The sequence below is a fragment of the Gilliamella sp. BG7 genome, from assembly GCF_046635565.1.
In the GTDB taxonomy this organism is placed as follows: domain Bacteria; phylum Pseudomonadota; class Gammaproteobacteria; order Enterobacterales; family Orbaceae; genus Gilliamella; species Gilliamella apicola_P.
The window spans coordinates 40,960-59,298 of the sequence record NZ_JBIDFB010000007.1; the positions used below are offsets into that span (position 1 = coordinate 40,960).

Genomic DNA, 18,339 nt, shown 5'->3' on the forward strand with positions numbered 1-18,339 from the left:
GGTGTAATATTCAATGTAGAGTATTTTAGCTAAAATATACACAATTTATATCTAACGAATTTGTTGTTTTGGGGATATGTAAACTTGTAATTATTTATAACAAAAAAAACCCTAGATAAACTAGGGCTGCATTAAATTGCAAGGAATGGATGAAAGGAAATAAAACAATGAAACAATAATGTCTAGCCTCATGAATCATTGTGTAGCTACTATAGCAAAGATAAACCAACTAATTAATGACAACATAATTACAAAATAGTCATTAAACCATCATGATTGGTTTGGTTTTTATCATTTATTCTATAGTTGTATTATGCAATTACGACAACCAGACAAATAACAAAGGAAGTATTCAAATATGAAATTGTTAGTAGTTGAAGATGAGCAAAAAACAGGTGAGTATCTTCGCCAAGGTTTAGTTGAATCTGGATTTGTTGTTGATTTAACAAATAATGGTCTTGATGGTTATCATAGATCTATGACAGAAGATTATGATCTAATTATTTTAGACGTTATGTTGCCTGATATAGTGGGTTGGAAAATTGTTCAATCATTGCGTGAAGCTGGAAAAGAAACGCCTATCATGTTGCTTACTGCTATGGGGAGTGTGGATGATAAAGTTAAAGGACTTAACTTAGGTGCTGATGATTATCTAGTAAAACCATTTTCGTTTGCTGAATTATTAGCTCGTGTAAAATCTATGCTTCGGCGTAATGTTCCTCAAGTCAATAATTCTCAATTGAGTATTGCGGATCTAGTCATGGATCTTCCTAAACGTATGGTAACACGTGGAGATAAACGCATTGATTTAACCAATAAAGAGTTTTTGTTATTAGAATATTTTTTACGCTACCCAGGTGAAGTATTGCCACGATCATTAATTGCATCTCAAGTTTGGGATATGAATTTCGACAGTGATACTAATGTGATTGATGTTGCAATTAGGCGGTTGCGTAATAAAATCGATGCTGATTTCGAGCCAAAATTAATTCATACAGTTCGTGGAATGGGGTATAAGTTAGATGTCTTGGATGAAGCAGAATAAGTTAATTTCGTTTCGTTTGCCTCTTATTGTTTGTTTATTAACTTGTGGCTTACTTTATTGCTTTAGTTTTTTTATTGAACGTTCTTTTGAGAAAATTTCGATCCAACAAAATGTATCTGAACTTAATTCGGTTATTGATTCTATAGAACGTGAACTTGTTTATTATTCTCCAGATGAGAATCGTGACGAATTTATTCAAAATTTATTATTAATTTTGACTGGACATCACCGTCTATTTGTTTATATCATTGATGAGAATGGTAAAATTGTTTATCGAACACGTGGTCCCAATCTAACCGTTGCTAAAAATTATATTGATTTTGATACTATAATTGAAAATCACAGAACTGATATTTGGAATCAAGATAAAGCATCATATCGAGTTGCAGCTTCTCGTGTCGCTATTGAAAATGATAGACAATATACCACCATAGTTGCTGTCGGTCGTGATTTACATCTTGAGTTCATTCGGCGATTACACGATGGTTTAGGGTTGCTTATTGCTATTGCTTGTATTTTGGCTTTAATTGGCTCATTTGTTAGTGTCTATTTTACTCAAAAACCGATTAATCGGTTGATTAAAAGAATCGAAAAAATTAATTTTAAAAGTCTCAATTACCGTATTCCTACTTCTTTAGTACCAATTAAATACGTCAGTTTAGTGAAAGCATTTAATGATATGCTTAATCGAATGGAGGATGTGTTTGAACGGCAACGTAATTTTACAGCGGATATTGCTCATGAGATGCGAACGCCTATTACCAATTTAACAACTCAAACGCAAATAGTACTGAGTAATGCCAGAACGACTAATGAATATCGTGAGATTTTATATTCTAATTTAGAAGAATACGAAAAAATGTCGCAGATGATTTCTGATATGCTATTTTTAGCACAAGCAGATAATCATCAATTGGTGCCTAATTTAATCGATATTGATTTACATAGCTTGATAACAATAATGTGTGAATATTTTGAGCCACTTACCGATGAGAAGAATATTGCTATTAATCTTGAAGGTAATTGTTCTCATATTCAAGGTGATAAGATGATGTTAAGTAGGGCAATCAGTAATATTTTATCCAATGCAATCCGTTATACACCTGAAAATCAAACAATTACTATAACTTTAAGTCAAGTAAGTGAAAAGCGCGTTCGAATCATTATTTCTAATCCAGGCAAGAAAGTTGACAGTAAACATTTGCCACACCTTTTTGATCGGTTTTATCGAGTTGACGAATCACGTCATCGTAATGATAATTCAGGCACTGGAATAGGGCTTGCTATCGTCAAATCCATTATTGAAACACATAAAGGTTCAATTTACGCTGAGTCTGATGAGCAATCAACCCGTTTTATTATTAATTTACCAACCACTATTTAATATCAAAGTCGCTGATCAGTAAATTAGCCGCTGTATAAGCGGCTTTATCTTTTAGTTCTTGTGGGACATTTTCGTTACGAACAACTTCGTCTAATACTTGCATAACAGCACCTAAGGCATCATCAATATAACCAAGATCATTGCTGCCAATTTGCGCATATTTTTCATAAATAAGAGTACTATATTTATTCATTAAATTCATTTCTTTTTATTCCACTTATAAAAAGCTAACTAATTGTTTATAAACTTGTTCAGCTTGAATGGTTTGCATGCATTTTTCATCTGAGATAATACTAAATTGATTTTTTCCATAGCCGCCAATCAAATTAGGATCGGTTTTGCCAAATAAAGTAATATTTGGACGATCCAATGCAGCAGTTAGGTGACTTAAACCTGTATCTACCGAAACAACTGCTTTTGCTCCCGCAATGATGGTTGCTATATCTGAAAGTGAAAGTTTGGGAAGTACTTCAACGTGCTGAAATCCTTGTGCTAGACGAATTGCTCGTGCTTGCTCATGTGGTGTTCCCCAAGGTAATTTTATTTTTAACCCAGTAGGCTCAACTAATTTAATTAATTTCCGCCAGGCATCTTCGCTCCAGTGCTTTTCATCTCGTGTTGTTGCGTGTAAAAAAATTAGATATTGCTGATTATCGTTAGGTAATGAAGATAAAAAGTGACGCGCAATAGCATAATCACCCATTGAATCAGGTAATGTATATTGTAGGCTTTTTGCAAACAGCAATCTAATGCGCTCAATAGCATGCATTTGTTTAGGTACATTGTGTTTTACATCATAAAACCAACTAGCAATTGGTTCTTTGATACTTTTGCGATCCAAACCGTGTTTAATACCCCGTGCTTTACGAGTAATAAGAAACGCACTTTTAATGAGTCCTTGTGCATCAATAATCACATCATAATGTTGTCGTCTTAAGGTATCAATAAAATCATGGCGCTCTTGACGAATTGCTTTAGCGAACCAATTTTTTCGCCAGCGTCTTATTGCAACCGGTATCACTTGGTTTACAGCAAAGTGCCAACTAGGTATTTGGGCAAAATTTTCTTCTACTACCCAATCAAAGGATATATTTGGTAAATTGTTAGCAGCATCAGTTAATGCTGGTAAAGAATGAAGTACATCCCCCATGGATGATGTTTTAACCACTAATACTCTCATTATTCATTACTCTTCTTACAGCGCATGATGAGTTTCATCAAGGTTTCGAAAACAATATCGGGTTTAATATCGATCAGGCTTTGATGGTAACCTTGTTCTGCATCGCCTTTACGAACACGGTGGTATCCGGTAATTAAACGAATAACTTCAGCTTTATCTGATAGTGGAGGGGTAAAATCTGGACTACTTGGCCCATAAAGAGCAACCAGTGGTCTGTCTAAAGCTGCTGCAACATGCATTAGTCCAGAGTCATTAGTCACAATGGCTTTACAAGCAGCAATTAGGTTAACAGCTTGTTCTAATTGTGTTTGACCTGCTAGATTGATACATTTATCGCGATGTATCATTTTAGCAATAATTTTTTCTCCTACTTCACGATCATTTTGGGACCCAAAAATAATAATTTTAGCGTGCTGTTTAACTAGCATATCAGCAAGTGCCGCGTAATGATAATCGGGCCAGCGTTTTGCAGGGCCAAATTCAGCACCAGGACAAAAGCCAATTAATGGTTCATCTTGTGTTATAGTAAAAGTTGAAAGAGCTTGGGTTATTTCATCTTGTTCGACATTGAGTTTTGGCCATAGTAGTGGTTGTGGTAAATCGGAAGCCGAATGAATCTGTCTATCAGGATAAGCAAGAGCAATATAGCGTTCAACCATCAACGGAAATGCTTGCTTATCAAGTTTACGAAGATCATTTAATAAACCATAACGCATCTCGCCTTTCCAACCTGTACGTTTAGGAATTTTGGCAAAAAATGGAATCAATGCTGATTTGAATGAATTAGGTAATACAATAGCCTGATCATAATGGTTATCACGCAGTGATTTACCTATTTCATGACGTTTTTTTAAAGCAAACTCACCATGGCCTAATGGCATTGCAATTGCTTGATTCACTTCTGGCATTTTATTTAATAGCGCTCGACACCAAGCCGGCGCTAAAACATCAATTTCGTTATTAGAATCAAGTTGTTTTAATGTACGATACAGGCTTTGCGACATCATCATATCGCCAACCCATGAAGGACCAATAATGAGTGTTTTCATTTAATCAATTCCATCTTATTGTTCATTAAGCCATTTCATATATTCAGTAGTTCCTTCTGCAACATTTTTAAATTCAATTGGGCATTTAGTTTGTCTAAATTTAGTCAGATCTGCTTGGGTATAGCTTTGATACCGTCCTTTTAGGTGTTCAGGAAAGGGGATATAATCAATTTCATCTTTTTTATGGTAAGTAAGAACCGCATCAGCGACAGCTTGGAACGATTCTGCTCGACCTGTTCCACAGTTATAAATTCCTGATATTTTATTTTTCCAGAACCATAAATTGACCGCAACGACATCACCAACATAAATAAAGTCACGTTTAAAGTTTTCACTACCTGCAAAGAGTTTTGGTTTTTCACCTTTATTAATTTGTTCATTTAGATGAAATGCGACACTTGCCATGCTACCTTTATGTGATTCACGTGGTCCATAGACATTAAAATAACGGAATCCACAAATAGGCGAATTAGCTTGGGGTAGTAATTGTCTCACATATTGGTCAAATAAGAATTTAGAATATCCATATACGTTTAATGGCTTTTCGTAAGAGCGATCTTCAATAAAGTTATCACTGCGCCCACCATAAGTAGCGGCTGATGAAGCATATAAAAATGGAATATTGAAATCGAGACAGTAATGCAACAAGTCTTTAGAATAGTCATAGTTATTTTCCATCATAAATTTGCCATCCCATTCTGTGGTTGACGAACAGGCACCTTGATGAAAAACAACTTCAATATTAAGATCTTCATGACTAATAATAGCTGCGATGAACTCATCTTTGTCCATATAATCGGCAATATCTAGATCAGCTAGATTAGAAAATTTAGTGCCGTCAGTTAGATCATCAACCACTAAAATATCTTTATGCCCAAGGTCATTCAAACCTTTAACAATATTACTACCAATGAACCCAGCACCGCCCGTTACAACAATCATGATTATTTTCCTTAATCAATAAAACTAATCTGCTTATAATAACGATTTATGATAAATTTTACGAGTGCTCATTTAAAAAAGCATGAGCAAGACGAGTTTTTTATGAATTCATTTTATTTTTTGCAGTAACTAAAATATATCTTGCTAAATTAAGATAAGGTTCAGTTTGGCAGTATTTTTGTTCAAGTTCTAATAGTTGTTCAAAATGAGTTTCTGCTTTGGATTTGTTGATTAGATAGTCATGAAAAATACGAATCCCTGTTTTTTGCAAAATATCAAAATCAAGTTGTGTAAGCCAGTGATATACGTCAGAAGGAACTCTTGGATAATCGGGAGAAAGTGTCTTTTTCTTACGCTTTGTTAACCCTGATTTTGTGTAACCAAAATTGCCTAATGTGACCGTTTTAAACAAAAGCGCATGATAGTTATAAAACATTAACGATAAAAAACCATCAGATTTAAGGTGTTGTTTTAATGATTTTATTAATTCAATTGGTTCAGCAACCCACTCTAATACAGCATGACAAATGACTAAATCAAACTGTTTGTTTATTAAGTTATCAAGCTGCTGAATAGGGCAACAAAGACAATCTATATTTATCTTTTCGGATTGAGCTTTTTGTTTTGCCAGTTCTAGCATTTGTTCAGAGATATCGCAAAGCGTTACTTGATGCCCAAGTTTGGCCAGCCGACAGGCGATCTGACCTTGCCCTCCACCTGCATCTAGAATATTTAATGATTTATTGTGTGGATAGGTAGCTAAAACTTTTTCTAGTTCTTGCCATACTACCGCTTCGCGAATTTGACCTTTGGTTGTGCCATAAATATTTTGTGCAAATTTATTACTGATATCATCAAAATTACGATCTTGTTTATTCATGACTTATTTTTGATTGTTTAGTTGTTTTGCTTCAGCATTTATTTGCGCTATTTTAGTTGCCATTTGGCTATAACACTGTTCCATTAAGGCTCTAGCATCCTCTTTGCCTAGATTTTTGGTTTCGATAGGTTCTAACATTTCAACAATGATATGTCCATTATTTAGGCGGTTTAATTTAATATTACTGGTTTGCGATACACAGATCGGCACAATTGGTACTCCAGCAGCAATGGCAGCTTTAAAAGCACCTGTTTTAAACGGTAATAATCCCCGTCCACGGCTACGAGTCCCCTCAGGAAACATCCAAATAGATATGCCGCGCTTTTTAATTTCATTAACAACTTGCCCAATTGTGTCGTGAGCTTTTGATTTATTGTTTCGGTCAATAAGAATGTTACCTGTAAGATAATAAAGTTGCCCAAAAAAAGGAATCCAAGCCAGACTTTTTTTACCTACTGTTACCGTTTTAGATTGCACAACATCACCCGCTACAACTATATCATAGTTATCTTGATGATTAGCAATATAGATACAGCTAGCTATTTTATTGATATTAGGGATAGTGCGAGTATCAACTTTTACACCCAATATAGGTTTAAAGAAAAAACTAAATAAATGAGCAAATCTTGCTACGTTCTTGGGATTTCTTGGGTTAAATAGGCAAAAAATGACGCCTAATACACAAACAATAATACCAATTATAACACCACTAATTAAGCGAAAAAGAAATAGCATAATTTACCTCATAAGTTAATTTACGTATTATATACTTAATCTAAGCTAATATACAGTTCGTTAACGGCTTCTTCTAAAGGATGATTATGTATAAACCAACTATAACTTGGGACGAAAATCAAACTCCTATCTCTACCCATTTCGATGATGTTTATTTTAATACTGAAGGCGCAATTGAGGAAACCAGATATGTATTTATTGAAGGTAATGATTTACGTCAGCGTTTTTTGAATCATAAGCAAGATACATTTATAGTTGGCGAAACAGGCTTTGGTTCAGGGCTAAGTTTTTTGATTTTATGGGAAAAATTTTTACATTTTAGAAGTCAATACCCGAATCATAGACTTAAACATCTTGCATTTTTTAGTGTTGAAAAGTATCCGTTATCGTTAGATGAATTAATAAAGATTCATAATAGTGTGTTTTTTAAAAGTAAAATATTACTTTCGTTATCAAAACGACTTCAGGCTTTTTTAATTGATTCTACTTTCCAGTTTGACGATGTTAGTTTAAAGATATGTAATGATGATATTAGCAATTTTTCAGATTTTTTAACAAAGCAAAATGTTTTGATTGATGCTTGGTTTTTTGATGGGTTTTCACCAGCTAAGAATCCTGATATGTGGACAGAACGTTTATTTAAAAATTGTTTTAGCCTGACAGCATCTGGCGGTAGTTTTGCTACTTTTACTGCAGCAGGATTTGTTCGTCGTCATTTTATTAATGCAGGATTTATCGTTCAAAAACGAAAAGGATTTGGTTCAAAACGTGAAATGTTAGTTGGCTATAAGTGAGTATGTTTTTATGTATATTTGTTACAGTCTTTTCGCAAATTAGATAAACAACATGAGTAATTTGCACTATTAAGTAATTTTCTAGAAATGGTAAGGTAATTCATATAAAATATTAACCAATAATAACAATTTATTATTTATATTATACTTATGAAAATAAAAGTAAGTTAAATAGGAGAATAGATGAAGGCCTTAAAAAACGTTTTAATTATATTAACCACCGCTATGGTTTTAACCGGTTGTGAAGAAAAAAATGAGGAATATTATTTAAACAATATAGACTCAGCAAATAAAAAAGTAGAGCAATGTAATCAGGATCTAGAAAAGGCATTTATGGCAAGAGATAAAGGCGGTATCGAAAAGATAGAAAAAGATCTTGAATGTCGTACTGCAATGTCTGCAATTAAAAAAGACAAAAAGATAAAATATGAATTAGAAAAGAAACGGAAAGAAGACGAAAGAAAACAAGCAGTAGAATCAGAAATGAGTGCTATCAAAAAACAAATTTCTGGTATGTCGTGGGGCGAATCAGTTAATGAATACTTAAAGGTAGATGAATGTAAAAGTAGTTTTTCGTTTAATAAAAGCCCGAAATGTGAAGCTTGGGAAACGATTTATAAAGAAAAAGTAGATGAAGGTAAAAAAGAGTTAAAACAACTATCTTTTAATGAAATTAAAGAAAAAATGCAGTCTTTATGTAAATTAGATAAAAGAACTGGTTCTAATTGTAGTGTTGCCGAAAAAGCGTTAGAGGAAAAGGCGGCTGATGAATTAGCTAATGCTGATATCCAAACCATTGAATCAACAAAATCACTATACTGTGCAGATGACCTAGTTTTTTTACCAGTTTGTAGTATTAGTTGGGAAAAAGCATGGAAAAAAGAAAATGATAAGTACATTAAATTCTATACAGAAAATAATGCGGAATTTATTACTACATATAACTCATGCATAGATAAATTAGAAGCAATTAAATCTCAAAAATTAGACTGGAATAAAGAAAGTAAATTACAAAAAGCAATAAAAGAAGGATATCCTTGTAGTCAGGTAAAGGATGCTTATACGAAAAGAGGAATGGGGTATTCTTGGTTTGATAAAAAAATTGAAGAATAACCTAATATAGCTCCATGTTAAACAGGAACAAATTAGCGCCAAAGAACTCGCTAAAAGCGAGTTCGTTGGCACTAATTAGAGCGTAAAACTTAGTGCACGTTTTAGGCTAGGCTGATTTTAGCATTTTACTCCATTGAGATACAGCATAAGGTAATGACATAGAGTTCTTTGGGCTAATGTTAAAAATCAAATTGATAAATCAGATCCAGTGTTTGCGCTAAGCTTGATGTAGCGTCTAAATAGAGACTAGGCATTAGTCTGTAACGCAAAGTAAAGGTTGCCAGCGAATCAAATATACCTACACCATATTTAAGTTGTAAATTAGGTAATATGTAGCCACTAACCACAACTTTAGAGTTATTACCAGCACCTTGAGTATCAAGTGTTAGATTTTTAATACCAAATACATTACCAATATCGCCAATATATTTACCTGTTTTCGCTGTGCCAATACCAACCAGCAATGCTGTCATCATATCGCTATCGTTTTGTTCTGTACTATCAAGACCTTGTCCACGGATTAAGTAAGAGAGCGCTTCTTGCTGTGACATGGCGGGATCTGAAAATACTTCAATTTTTGGCGATTCAGAAGATCCTGTAATACGAATTCCTGCCATGATATTGCTATTTTCCATTGCCTCTGGATTACGAATTGCTTCAATATCGAGTGTAGCTTGATCTGCCGATCCTGAAAAAGTAATGATACCTTTATGAATAACCAAATCCTGTCCATAGGCATGGAATCGACCTGTTGGAATCAAAACTTCACCATGTAGATCAAGTCCTTTATTAGTTTGTGCTGCAATTAAGTTACCTTTAAGTGATGCCTTTAGCCCAAATGCATCGACGACAACTTTATCTCCAATATCGATTTCAAGATAACTATTGATTTTAATGCCAAATTCCTGAGGCCTGAGAGGTTTCCGATTTATATCGAGCATTACTTCATCTGGTGAGACATCAACACTTGATGCTGGTAGTGATTCAACTGTTATTTTTCCTTTTGGAATGCTAACTTTACCTAATAACGTTAATTCATCTTGTGTTGCATTGATTTTAATATCGGGAACAATTGACATAACAATCATTGGTGGCACAGTAACTTCCATGGCAGCGCCATTAACAGCTAACGAGGCTTGCCATTTATCTATAGTATTCCAGCTGGCATTACCATTAATATTAACATTGCCAGCTTGAGTTGTTAAAATACCTTTTAATGAGGATGATTTACCATTGAAATTGAGGTCAAATTTAGCTGATTTAATATCAATTGGTAATTGGCTAGATTTGATTTCGCTATTTTGTAAGTTAATATTTCCTGTTAGCAATGGCTCATTTAATGAGCCAGAAAATTTAACGTTACCATTAATAGCCCCTTTAGCATAGTCTTTGCTATCTAATAATGGGTTAATAATTGCTAAAGCTAAGTGATCGATACTTAATTGACCACTTAATTTTTTTTGTTCAATTGGATCAGTAATAACAAGATTACCGTTTATTTTTCCTAATTTATTTAGACCAAATTTCCAATCCAATTTAGCTTGTTGTTCATTAAATTCAGCATCTATTTTGAAAACATCAAAAGGCAATAGTAATGATTGAGAGGTAACCATTTGTTGAATATAAACATCATAACTTGTTAAATTTGCTTTTATTAATGGTATTGTATTGTCATTATTAAATTGAATAGTTATTTTTCCATTTATACTACCAGCAAGTTTGGTTTCACCGTCATTTTGTATTGGTAGCTTAGATAGATTAATGTCTTTTAAAGTGATACTTGTATTAGTGTTTTTGGCTAACAAAAATTGCTTATCGAGGCAAATGCTTGACTTCCCATTAATCCAACAATGAGCATTAATTGCTGGGATTTGATTTTTAACATCATAAGATAAGTCAACAGATTTAGCTAATTGCCAACTGTTATTTTTGTTTAAATTGAGTAGCGCACCTGAAATGGTTCCGTTCCACTTTGTGCGTTTCTTATCAAATTTTCCTGTTAACGATGTTTTTAGTGATGCAGGTTCACCATCAATATTAACGGTTAATATATGTTGGTTTTCACTTCCAGTTAGATCTACATTTAATCTTTTTATAGTTTGGCTTGAAAGTTCTATTGATTGCCCAGTGAGTTTAATGTTGCCACTGGCCTGTTCTTTATACTCAACTTTACCGGTAAGATTAGCTTTAGCTACTTTGATAGTATTAAAAGACAGTGAATTAATGGCTAAATTAGTATCTATAATTGCATTATTAGGTGTGCGGTTAAGTTTTATACTACCCAAAATTGAACCTTGCATACCATCAACTAATAAGGATAATGATTCGAGATTTAATTTTGCCAGTAAATTGCCTTTTTCTGCTGAACCATTTAAATCGATCTGATTTTTACCCCAATTGATTGCAAAATTATTTGCAGTGGCTAAGTTTTCAGAATCAACATATACGTTACCAGATGCTAAAAAATTAGCATGGTTAATATTACCTTTTAATTGTAGATTGGAAAAATCAAACGCCCATTTATCTTTGTCTAGTACGCCTGTAGTTTTAAATTGACCATTTAATCGAATCGGATAGTTAGGTAGTTCTTTGTACATATCAACATTATTTAGTTTTATGCTGATATCCCATTGTAATGCTTGTAGCCAACTTATATTTCCATCTATATTAATTTCACCTTGAGGTAATTTAATGATGCCATGATCAATACTTGCATCTTGATTAGTTCCTTTACCAACAATATCAAACGAGGTATTAGTTAATTCTTTTCCTTCAATAATACCTTTGGCTGACATTTGAAACTGTTTTACATTACCGTTTATTGATGCGGAAAAATCATTTAATTGATACTGAGCTTTTCCTTCAATTGGCCATTGAATATGCTTACCTTCAATTTGAGTGATTACAGGTAAGTATTTTTCAATAAAATTGATATGTCCACTCATCACCATTTGATTCGAACCATCAAGGTTTATATTGGTTAATAACTCACCAAGCAATTTACCAGAAAACTGTGCTTCCAATCGGTTTTGTTCAGTATCTGCTTTTATTAAAGCTAATATTGGCCAGTCATCGTGTAATGTTATTTCGCCTGAAAGTGAAGCATGTCCGCTAGCATAGGGAGTTATAGCATCAGTATCTAATTGTTTTATAATAATACGGCTGTTAACAATATTGGTTTGAATTGCAACGTTATCAAATAGGTAATCATGCCCCCCCATATGTAATAGCCAGTTAGTCCCTCTTAAATTAGTTACATTAATATCTAATGGAATATTAACTTGAGGTAATGATTCAATCAGCGGTTGATTAAAAAGTTGGGCTATTTTTTCATTAAGTGCGATATCTTTATCGGTTGTTTTTACTGGTACATTTGCTGCTTTATTATCTGTAAAAATAGCTTTTAACCCTGTGGCAACAGCAGGATAAACATGAATCTGATTATTAACCCATGTGGCTTTACCCGTAAAGTCAGACATTCCAAATTGCATATCATCAACAGTGACTTTTACATTAGTAAGGTGTGTACTGTTAAGCTCTATAGGTAATGGAGTTTTGAGAACAAAATGTTGTTCTGCGGTAGTATCAATAGTAGTTTCACTTGGTGAACTTTCGATTTCTTTAGTGTTAATTGAAACATTTACACCATTGGCATTGAATTGATTGACGCAGACTTCAGTCTTTAATAAACAAAGTCCTGTGAGTGAAAATGAAGCATCATTAACTTGAACATTAATACTCGGTAATTCAAGCGAAAGTCCTTGTATATGCAAATCATGAAAGGTGCCTTCAACTTGAGCTATTTTTAACTCAGGTAGAAATTTATTTAAAACATAGGTACTTAATTTTACACCAAGACTGGTGTATATAAACAAAATAACAAAAACAATTAGAAAGGCGATAACAGATAAAATGGCGATGCTTCGTTTTTTCCATTTACGTATCCGCTTTAATTTTTTTACTTTTTTAATTCTAGCTGAATTTTTAGTCATATTATAATTCGCTTCCTAAGCCAATGTATAGGTGAATAGAGCCTGTATCTTTGTTAAGTGGTGTTGCTAAATCAACCTTTATTGGTCCAACCGGAGAAGCCCAACGAATGCCAAAACCAGTTCCTGTATAAAATTTAGTTTTATCAACTTTATCTATAGCTTCACCTGTATCTACAAATGCAGCTCCCCACCATGATCCAGATAAATTATATTGATATTCAAGTGAACCTGTGATGAGTTTAGAAGCTCCTTTTAATTTACCTTTTTTATCCTTAGGCGAAATAGACTGATAACTGTAACCTCGAATACTGCGTTCACCACCAGCAAAAAATCTAAATGATGGTGGAACATGGTCAAAATTGCTCGCTTGTATAATGCCAAAATTGCCACGAGCTATAAATCGATGCGATTTTTTTAAGGAGCGAATCCATGCTTGTTGTGCCTGAAATCGCACTAGATTAATATCTGAACCTAATTGTTCTCCAGCTGCTTCAATAGAATAACGTTGTGAATCGCCCCACATTGCTAATAAACTACCATCGGAACGGATTCTTGATATGCTAAGCGATGGGTAATACAAAAATGTTTTAAAACTTGAATCACCTTGGGTAAAGTCATCATTTAACATATTTAATCCTAATGCCGTTTGCCATCCATAAAAATTATCCCAGTTTCGCAAAGCCCCGAACGTATAAGAACGTGAGTAGGTATCATTATTATCTATCTTTTTATAACCACCTTGAATAGTGTAATATTGCTCTAAAGGTGATTTTTTTAAAGGGATTTTGTAACTCATGGTCACCAATTGTTCTGGCGAAGATAACGATAAGTTACTTTGAAAACTTTGCCCTCGACTATTGATCCAAGGTTTATTCCAACCAATCTTACCATGCACGCCGTTATCTGTTGAAAAGCCCAACCCTAAGTCCATATTATTTTTTTTTCGGGGTGAGGTTTCTACATCAATGGGAAGAACTCTATCTTCGGTTAGATGAGGAAAATTTGGGACAACAACCACTGAATTAAACCAGTTTGTAGAAGTAAGGCGTCTATTTAGTAATGACAATTGTTCTGCTGTATATTCTTCACCGTCTTTAAACGGCACAATATTAGCTAAATAGTCATCACGAATTTTGGCATTATGAAAAGTAACTTTACCAAATCGATAGCGTCTACCTGTTGTATAATCAATATTCCAAAAGGCTTGATGTTCAGACATAGATACAGCTAGTTGATGTTTAGGCATATTGGCATCAAAGTAACCTTTTTTTAGTGATAAATTTTGCAGGCTTTTCTTAAATGATTCATAAATACCATGATTTAACACATCGCCAATTTTTGGTAAGTTATTTTTAAGTAAATATTGAAAATCAGGATCTTGCAACCCATCACCAGTAATATTAACATTAAGCTGATCAACTAATATGGGTTCGCCAGGTGATATATTAACAACAAGAACCTTCGGGTTTTGTGCGTTATATTCAAAGCTAGGAGAGTAGTAACCTAATGCGCGTAATGCTTTTTTTGCTTCACTTTCGAAATAACGTTTAAAATTCGGAGTATCACTAATTTTGTCAGGTGTAATTAATGAAGTACGTGCCTCAATATTATCAGCAAGATCGCCTTTTAATCCCTTAATGGCTAACTTCATGTCAGCATAACTTGACGTAGCTGTTATAACTAAAAGTAAACCTAATGAACAGGAGAATCGAGACACATATACCTCGCATAATATTAAGAATCAAGTAATGTTACATGCCCTATATAAGGTAAGTGACGGTAGTGCTGAGCATAGTCAATACCATAACCCACAACAAATTCGTCAGGAATTGAAAATCCGATATATTTAACTGGAACGTTTACTTCACGGCGAGAGGGTTTGTCTAATAGCGTACAAATTTCAATACTGCGTGGATGACGTAATTTTAAAATATCCAAAACTTTGCTAAGTGTATTACCTGTATCTATAATATCTTCGATAATCAATACATCTTTATCACGGATATCTTCATCTAAGTCTTTTAATATTTTAACGTCACGGTTACTAACAACTGCATTATCATAGCTTGACGCTGTCATAAAATCAACCTCGTGCCCGACGGTAATTGCTCGGCTTAAATCGGCCATAAAAATAAAGGAGCCACGTAAAAGTCCAACTAAGATTAATTCATTTTGGCTATGTTGATAATCTTGGCTTATTTGTTGACCTAGTTCAATTACACGTTTTTGGATATCATCAGCAGATATCATCATTTCTAATGTGTGTTTTTTCATTAATAATGCTCAAATTAACTTTTAAAAATTAAATTAGATTCTAACAATTTTCCTTTATAAAAAGAATAAGAAAACTAATTTTTTATTAAAGTAATATGGGAATAGGCTATAGCATTTTATGCTTAAACGCCTAGTTACCTGAAACTTTTTGACAGCCATTCTTGACCAATTTTTTTTGTAAGCGACGTTTTTTAAAAAAGTTGCTCAAAACAGTACTACACTCGTTAGTTAACACTCCGCCAGTTACTTCTGCATAATGGTTGATGCCTTGCTGAGCAAGAATATTGATAAATGAGCCAGCTGCACCAGTTTTATAATCACTAGCACCATAAACAACACGTTTAATACGGCTATGGATAATGGCACCTGCGCACATAATACAAGGCTCAAGTGTGACATAAAGCGTGGTATTAATTATGCGATAGTTGTTTAAATTTTTACCAGCTTGCTCAATCGCTATTATTTCAGCATGCGCAGTAGGATTATGTTTGATAATGGATTGATTAAATCCTTCGCCGACAATTTGATTATTTTCATCAACAATCAACGCACCGACAGGGATTTCTCCAAGCGATTCGGCGTGTTTAGCAAGCATGAGTGCACGGCGCATCCAGATTTCATCTGACATTTTCAAATTACAAATTATTGAGATTTAGGACATCACGCATATCGTATAATCCAACTGGCTGTTTGGCAAGCCATAATGCGGCTCGAACAGCACCATTAGCAAATGTCATGCGGCTAGATGCTTTATGACTAATTTCAACGCGCTCGCCAATATCGGCAAAGATAGCGGTATGTTCTCCTACTATGTCACCTGCTCGGATAGTGGCAAAGCCGATAGCACCTTGTGGTCTTTCCCCTGTATGACCTTCACGACAGTAAACTGCACGATCTTTTAAGTTGCAATCAAGTGCATCTGCAATGGCTTCACCCATAGCTAATGCTGTACCAGAAGGGGCATCAACCTTGTGACGGTGATGGGCTTCAATAATTTCGATATCAGTATAACCACCCATAATTTTAGTGGCTTTTTCCAATAATTTCAGCACTAAGTTAACACCGACACTGAAGTTTGCGGCAAAGACAATGGCAATGTTTTTCGCTGCATTAGTAATAGCTTGTTTGCCTGCATCATCGAAACCAGTTGTGCCAATGATTATCATTTTTTTAGTTTCAACACAAAAAGCTAAGTGGGCGAGTGTGCCTTCAGGTCGCGTAAAATCGATCAATACGTCAAATTGATCTTTAGCTTGTTCTAGATTATCGGTGACTTTAATGCCACAAATACCGATCCCTGCAAGCTCACCTGCATCACTACCAATTAGTGAGGAACCTTCTCGTTCAAATGCTGCTCCTAAGGTAACTCCTTCAATTTGCGAAACAGCTTGGATAAGTTGCCGTCCCATTTTGCCACCTGCGCCGGCAATTGCGATACGAATCATATTTGTTGACATATAACTTTCCTTAATTTTTTATTAATATAAATAAATATTATAGCGGAAAATACATAACTTATACACGTTTGTTACAGGTAATATTTAGGACATTCTTGTTAGCCTGGAAGTAGCGCATTAAAAATAAAGAAAGAAACAAAATAAAAAAGTAACAAATTTTAATCAATACCATGATTCAATTTATTAACTATCCAAACCCTCAGTTTTTTCCCCTTTGATCTAGATGAAAAAACCCAATATCCTTTGTATTCTATGGGAACAGTGACTGATATAAAATATCGTTGAGATGGGGGAATATCGTTATGTAACAATACATCCTGATTGCAATCGAATTCAATATCTGAGTTTAATTTGTTAATAATCCAATTCGCTAATGTTAAGTTGTTTTTTTCTGCTTCTTTGCTCCACTTCGCCTTTGTTTTAAAAGTAACAGTAAATTTAACGATAGTAGTTTTCATAAAAATCTTCCTTATATTAAAAAAAATAACTATTTATAAATAATTCAGATTGATGACAACCCCCGAATTATATCGAGGTTTGGCATCAATCTGGCGTATATATACATTATGTATACGTTAGTTATTATAATGATTTTTTTTAAAGAGAGAATGAAAAGAGGAAAGCAATGTAATACTACAGATTTATAGTATTATCATGTTATAAAACTAAATATTTCGGATTGTACCACATCTTTTGGAATCACGTTAAACCATAGATCTATCCATAAGAAAAGGCTATATAAATTATATCATTAAGAAACAATTAAAATGGACACCAATTGCGTCCATTATGATTTATGATCTTTTAATCACTCTATAGCACTTTTAATAATTCAACATCAAAAATCAGTGCGCTATAAGGCGGAATTGATGCGCCAGCACCTTGAGCACCATAGGCTAATTCTTGAGGAATATATAAACGCCATTTTGAACCTTCAGGCATAAGTTGTAACGCTTCAACCCAGCCTTGAATTACGCCATTGACTGGAAATTCAGCAGGTTGCCCACGTTCAACAGAACTATCAAATACGGTACCATTAATTAGTTGCCCTGTATAATGAACTTGCACATGATCGGTTGCTTTTGGTAAAGCGCCATCACCTTGTTTGATGATTTCGTATTGTAAACCTGATTCAGTCGATTTAATGCTATCTTTTTTGATGTTTTCTGCTAGAAAATCTTTACCTGCTTGAGCAATTTTTTCTGCTTGTTTGGCCTTTTCTTTGGTCGCTTGTTCATGCACATGGCGCAATGCTTCATGTAATTCTTGCAAAGGTAGAGCCGGTTGATTACCAGCTAAAACATCTTCCATTGCTAGTTTTAATGCGTTGAGTTCTAAATTATTTAAGCCAGATTCTTTTAGTTGTTGTCCTATTTGCAAACCGATAGCATAACTTGCTTTTTGATCTATTGTTTCTAGTTTCATTTTGTACCTTTGATGTTTAAAAATAGCGTCTATTATGACAGTATTAAGTTGGTTGATACAAGAATAAAA

The 18,339-nt window shown here is 34.0% G+C and carries 17 protein-coding genes; 4 read left to right on the forward strand and 13 right to left on the reverse strand.

Features of this window, described 5'->3' with window-relative positions:
• Positions 1-358: 358 nt before the first annotated feature.
• Together ACGH49_RS06065 and ACGH49_RS06070 are read left to right on the forward strand one after the other, a co-directional pair.
• Positions 359-1,045, forward strand: coding sequence for a heavy metal response regulator transcription factor (locus tag ACGH49_RS06065; RefSeq protein WP_065608312.1), 687 nt, complete (start codon positions 359-361; stop codon positions 1,043-1,045).
• Entirely contained in the window at positions 1,023-2,429 is a 1,407-nt protein-coding gene (locus ACGH49_RS06070; RefSeq protein WP_411588623.1) for a heavy metal sensor histidine kinase, read from the forward strand. The genes ACGH49_RS06065 and ACGH49_RS06070 overlap by 23 nt, the downstream gene beginning before the upstream one ends.
• Here ACGH49_RS06070 and ACGH49_RS06075 read toward each other — a convergent pair.
• The 6 genes from ACGH49_RS06075 to ACGH49_RS06100 all read right to left on the reverse strand — a co-directional run bounded on the left by ACGH49_RS06075 (position 2,422) and on the right by ACGH49_RS06100 (position 7,215).
• Positions 2,422-2,622, reverse strand: coding sequence for a YaeP family protein (locus ACGH49_RS06075; RefSeq protein WP_411588692.1), 201 nt, complete (start codon positions 2,620-2,622; stop codon positions 2,422-2,424). The genes ACGH49_RS06070 and ACGH49_RS06075 overlap by 8 nt on opposite strands.
• Positions 2,623-2,646: 24 nt before the next feature.
• A complete protein-coding gene (gene rfaC / locus ACGH49_RS06080) occupies positions 2,647-3,609 on the reverse strand; it encodes a lipopolysaccharide heptosyltransferase RfaC (protein ID WP_411588625.1) in 963 nt (320 codons plus the stop codon).
• Entirely contained in the window at positions 3,609-4,658 is a 1,050-nt protein-coding gene (gene rfaF, locus ACGH49_RS06085; RefSeq protein ID WP_065560143.1) for an ADP-heptose--LPS heptosyltransferase RfaF, read from the reverse strand. The genes rfaC and rfaF overlap by 1 nt, the downstream gene beginning before the upstream one ends.
• 15 nt (positions 4,659-4,673) lie before the next feature.
• The gene (gene rfaD, locus ACGH49_RS06090; protein ID WP_065560142.1) at positions 4,674-5,600 is read right to left on the reverse strand and encodes an ADP-glyceromanno-heptose 6-epimerase; all 927 of its coding nucleotides are present in this window, start codon (positions 5,598-5,600) and stop codon (positions 4,674-4,676) included.
• Positions 5,601-5,700: 100 nt separating this feature from the next.
• Positions 5,701-6,480 (reverse strand): methyltransferase domain-containing protein, encoded by a 780-nt coding sequence (locus ACGH49_RS06095; RefSeq protein ID WP_411588627.1) that lies wholly within the window; start codon positions 6,478-6,480, stop codon positions 5,701-5,703.
• A 3-nt stretch (positions 6,481-6,483) separates the two neighbouring features.
• Entirely contained in the window at positions 6,484-7,215 is a 732-nt protein-coding gene (locus tag ACGH49_RS06100) for a 1-acylglycerol-3-phosphate O-acyltransferase (RefSeq protein WP_411588629.1), read from the reverse strand.
• 86 nt (positions 7,216-7,301) lie between these two features.
• Here ACGH49_RS06100 and mnmD point away from each other — a divergent pair, with 86 nt between their 5' ends.
• Positions 7,302-8,009 (forward strand): tRNA (5-methylaminomethyl-2-thiouridine)(34)-methyltransferase MnmD, encoded by a 708-nt coding sequence (mnmD, locus tag ACGH49_RS06105; RefSeq protein ID WP_411588631.1) that lies wholly within the window; start codon positions 7,302-7,304, stop codon positions 8,007-8,009.
• Positions 8,010-8,192: 183 nt separating this feature from the next.
• The gene (locus ACGH49_RS06110) at positions 8,193-9,122 is read left to right on the forward strand and encodes a hypothetical protein (RefSeq protein ID WP_411588632.1); all 930 of its coding nucleotides are present in this window, start codon (positions 8,193-8,195) and stop codon (positions 9,120-9,122) included.
• Between the two features lie 179 nt (positions 9,123-9,301).
• On the opposite strand, the gene ACGH49_RS06115 is transcribed toward ACGH49_RS06110, so the two are convergent.
• From ACGH49_RS06115 to ACGH49_RS06145, 7 genes are all read right to left on the reverse strand, one after another.
• Positions 9,302-13,114, reverse strand: a complete 3,813-nt coding sequence (locus ACGH49_RS06115; protein WP_411588633.1) for a translocation/assembly module TamB domain-containing protein — start codon at positions 13,112-13,114, stop codon at positions 9,302-9,304.
• Position 13,115: 1 nt separating this feature from the next.
• Positions 13,116-14,831, reverse strand: coding sequence for an autotransporter assembly complex protein TamA (locus ACGH49_RS06120; protein WP_411588635.1), 1,716 nt, complete (start codon positions 14,829-14,831; stop codon positions 13,116-13,118).
• Positions 14,832-14,848: 17 nt separating this feature from the next.
• Positions 14,849-15,388, reverse strand: a complete 540-nt coding sequence (gene hpt / locus ACGH49_RS06125) for a hypoxanthine phosphoribosyltransferase (protein ID WP_411588636.1) — start codon at positions 15,386-15,388, stop codon at positions 14,849-14,851.
• Positions 15,389-15,518: 130 nt separating this feature from the next.
• Positions 15,519-16,016: a tRNA adenosine(34) deaminase TadA gene (tadA, locus tag ACGH49_RS06130; protein ID WP_411588637.1), complete on the reverse strand. Its 498-nt coding sequence runs from the start codon at positions 16,014-16,016 to the stop codon at positions 15,519-15,521.
• A gap of 7 nt (positions 16,017-16,023) precedes the next feature.
• The gene (gene dapB, locus ACGH49_RS06135) at positions 16,024-16,845 is read right to left on the reverse strand and encodes a 4-hydroxy-tetrahydrodipicolinate reductase (RefSeq protein WP_411588638.1); all 822 of its coding nucleotides are present in this window, start codon (positions 16,843-16,845) and stop codon (positions 16,024-16,026) included.
• Between the two features lie 158 nt (positions 16,846-17,003).
• On the reverse strand, positions 17,004-17,303 hold the full coding sequence (locus tag ACGH49_RS06140; protein WP_411588639.1) for a hypothetical protein: 300 nt from the start codon (positions 17,301-17,303) through the stop codon (positions 17,004-17,006).
• A gap of 355 nt (positions 17,304-17,658) precedes the next feature.
• Positions 17,659-18,270, reverse strand: a complete 612-nt coding sequence (locus ACGH49_RS06145; protein ID WP_411588641.1) for an FKBP-type peptidyl-prolyl cis-trans isomerase — start codon at positions 18,268-18,270, stop codon at positions 17,659-17,661.
• Positions 18,271-18,339: the final 69 nt, after the last annotated feature.

Bases quoted from the DNA above. Each gene is read 5' to 3' on its own strand.
- rfaD (WP_065560142.1), bottom strand. From the start codon at position 5,600: ATGATTGTTGTAACGGGCGGTGCTGGGTTCATTGGTAGTAATATTGTT.
- ACGH49_RS06145 (WP_411588641.1), bottom strand. From the start codon at position 18,270: ATGAAACTAGAAACAATAGATCAAAAAGCAAGTTATGCTATCGGTTTG.
- hpt (WP_411588636.1), bottom strand. From the start codon at position 15,388: ATGAAAAAACACACATTAGAAATGATGATATCTGCTGATGATATCCAA.
- rfaF (WP_065560143.1), bottom strand. From the start codon at position 4,658: ATGAAAACACTCATTATTGGTCCTTCATGGGTTGGCGATATGATGATG.
- rfaC (WP_411588625.1), bottom strand. From the start codon at position 3,609: ATGAGAGTATTAGTGGTTAAAACATCATCCATGGGGGATGTACTTCAT.
- ACGH49_RS06095 (WP_411588627.1), bottom strand. From the start codon at position 6,480: ATGAATAAACAAGATCGTAATTTTGATGATATCAGTAATAAATTTGCA.
- ACGH49_RS06115 (WP_411588633.1), bottom strand. From the start codon at position 13,114: ATGACTAAAAATTCAGCTAGAATTAAAAAAGTAAAAAAATTAAAGCGG.
- mnmD (WP_411588631.1), top strand. From the start codon at position 7,302: ATGTATAAACCAACTATAACTTGGGACGAAAATCAAACTCCTATCTCT.
- ACGH49_RS06065 (WP_065608312.1), top strand. From the start codon at position 359: ATGAAATTGTTAGTAGTTGAAGATGAGCAAAAAACAGGTGAGTATCTT.
- tadA (WP_411588637.1), bottom strand. From the start codon at position 16,016: ATGTCAGATGAAATCTGGATGCGCCGTGCACTCATGCTTGCTAAACAC.
- ACGH49_RS06070 (WP_411588623.1), top strand. From the start codon at position 1,023: ATGTCTTGGATGAAGCAGAATAAGTTAATTTCGTTTCGTTTGCCTCTT.
- ACGH49_RS06140 (WP_411588639.1), bottom strand. From the start codon at position 17,303: ATGAAAACTACTATCGTTAAATTTACTGTTACTTTTAAAACAAAGGCG.
- ACGH49_RS06100 (WP_411588629.1), bottom strand. From the start codon at position 7,215: ATGCTATTTCTTTTTCGCTTAATTAGTGGTGTTATAATTGGTATTATT.
- ACGH49_RS06075 (WP_411588692.1), bottom strand. From the start codon at position 2,622: ATGAATAAATATAGTACTCTTATTTATGAAAAATATGCGCAAATTGGC.
- ACGH49_RS06110 (WP_411588632.1), top strand. From the start codon at position 8,193: ATGAAGGCCTTAAAAAACGTTTTAATTATATTAACCACCGCTATGGTT.
- dapB (WP_411588638.1), bottom strand. From the start codon at position 16,845: ATGTCAACAAATATGATTCGTATCGCAATTGCCGGCGCAGGTGGCAAA.